General features: G+C 60.0%; 2 protein-coding genes. Both read right to left on the bottom strand.

What is annotated here, in order from left to right; translation table 11 throughout:
* The coding region (locus PDO_RS14265; protein ID WP_007602895.1) for an extracellular solute-binding protein at positions 1–664 on the bottom strand (664 nt) is incomplete at its 3' end.
* 134 nt (positions 665–798) lie between these two features.
* The coding region (locus tag PDO_RS14260; RefSeq protein WP_007602893.1) for an ABC transporter substrate-binding protein at positions 799–1782 on the bottom strand (984 nt) is incomplete at its 5' end.

Raw genomic sequence — 1782 nt, 5'->3', positions numbered from 1 at the left:
GGCCCGTNCCTTCGCCGCGGGCTGCAGCCTTGACCGGTGCCGAGCCGGACTTGGTGTATTGCGAGATGTTGGTGTTCAGTTTCTTCAGGTAGTCGATCGCCTGATCCTCACCCATGATCTGCACCAGCGAAGCCAGCGCGGTATAGGCGGTGCCGGACGAATTCGGGTTGGCAATCTGGATCTCGCCCTTCAGTTCGGGTGCCAGAAGGTCGGCCCAGCAAACCGGCTCCTTGTAGCCCTTCGACTTGAAGATCTCGGTATTGTAGCCCCAGCCGAGCGCACCGGCATAAACGCCGACAGTCTTGAAGCCGGAGCTTTCCGCCTGTTTCTTTGCCCAGTCCTGCAACTGGTCCAGCATCGGCGACTTGTATTCCAGTGTCAGGTTCTCCGACGCTGCCTGCATGTGCGGATCGCCTGTGCCGGCCCACCACAGATCCGTTTTCGGATTGCGCGATTCCGCCCTAACCTTGGCATAGGTTTCGCCCGACGACAGGCGCACCATATTCACCTTGATGTCATGGGATTTTTCGAAATCGCCCTGCATCTGCTCGCAGATGACCACATCGGCCGAGCAGATGAGGTTGAGCTCGCCGGCTGCCTGCGCCGAGACCGCTGTCAGTGCGGTTCCGGCAAAAAGCACGGTGGAAAGAATGGTCAGTCGCATGGTGATCCTCCTGTTGCTTGCGTCTGAATGGATAAAGAGGGTGCTTCCAGACATGGCACTCCCTGCGGTGCAGCGATGGCTGCGCCGATTTCTGTTTCGGGTCTTCTCGGGTGGAGAGGTTTGGCCTGCCGGCCCTATTGGGTCGGGTGGATCTCGGTGTCGAAGCGCTTCAGCAGCCGACTTCGCTCATCCGGCGAACCGAAGGTGGCGAAATCATAATCGACCATCTTGATCATGGAGATGTCTGGCGCAGACGGTGGTAAATCCGCCCGTGCATTGGACGGAACCTGGTTTTGCCCAGCCGCAGCCCCCGTCGCCTGGCCCTCGGGGCTCAGCGAAAAATCGACGAAATCGCGGGCAGCCTCAAGATTGCTGGCGCCCTTGATGATGCTGACTGCGCCAATCTCGTAGCCTGTGCCCTCACAGGGCGCGACGATGACGAGCGGCGATCCGGCCTGTTTCTGAGTGACGGCATCATGCATGAAGGAAATGCCGATCAGCGTCTCGCCGCGGGCGGCCGCCTTGACAGGCGCCGACCCCGCCTTGGTGTAGCGCGCGATGTTGCGATCAAGCGCACTCATGTAGCGAAAGGCTTCATCTTCACCAAAGAGCTGCACCAAAGTGGCAAGCTCGGTAAAGGCGGTTCCGGACGAATTCGGGTTTCCGGACTGGATATGGCCGCGGTAGGCAATATCGGTCAGGTCCTTCCAGCATGTCGGCGCCGGCAGTTTGTACCGCTTCAACAGATCGGCATTGTAGGCAAAGCCAAGCGCACCCGCATAGATGCCTGCGGACCGGCCACCCGACATGGAAAAGAAGTTCTGCGCCCAGGGCAACATTTCCCGCGCATGGGCCGGCTGATAAGGCTGCAGCAGATCCTCGGTTGCCGCCTGCAAATGGGTGTCGCCTGTGCCACCCCACCACACATCGACTGTCGGACGGTTTTTCTGGGCTCTGATCTGATCGAGGATCTCACCGGTGCTTTTGCGCTCCATGACGATCTCGACACCTGTGCGCGCCTCAAAGGCCTGTTTCATGGTCAAGCACCATGCCTCGTCAACGCCGCACAGGACGTTCAAACCCGGGGCTGCCTGGCTCTGACTTGCCCCGCACAGCCA

It is taken from the genome of Rhizobium sp. PDO1-076, from assembly GCF_000247475.1.
Classification (GTDB): Bacteria; Pseudomonadota; Alphaproteobacteria; order Rhizobiales; family Rhizobiaceae; genus Allorhizobium.
This window is presented reverse-complemented; position numbering and strand designations above follow the sequence as displayed.